The sequence below is a fragment of the Mycobacterium sp. IDUB_19 genome (assembly GCF_055419445.1).
In genome coordinates this window covers 1-281 of sequence record NZ_JBVAXR010000220.1, presented here as the reverse complement: position 1 = coordinate 281, position 281 = coordinate 1, and the positions used below count along the sequence as shown (strand labels likewise).

1 pseudogene is annotated in these 281 nt (G+C 70.5%); it reads right to left on the bottom strand.

Going from position 1 to position 281, the window contains the following annotated elements:
• Positions 1–7: 7 nt before the first annotated feature.
• A pseudogene (locus tag ACZY0B_RS28030) lies at positions 8–281 on the bottom strand (polyprenyl synthetase family protein); the annotation flags it as partial.

The following is a 281-nucleotide window of genomic DNA, read 5'->3' as shown; positions in this document are numbered from 1 at the left end:
CCTCAGATCAGCCGTGGCGGTTGACCGTGTAGTCCACGAGTGTGGCCAGCGCGTCGCGTCCCGGGCCCGCCGGAAGACTGGCCAGCTCGTCACGTGCCTGCGCGGCGTATTCGGCCACTGTCTTCTTGGCCTGCGCCATGCCGGCCGACCTTCGCAACAGGGCGAGCGCCTCGGCTACGTCCTCGTCCCGCTCGACAGGCTTGGCCAGCAACTCGCGCAGCCGGTCGGAATCGGGCCCCGTCTCGCGCAGCGCGTACAACACCGGCAGGGTGTGCACGCCC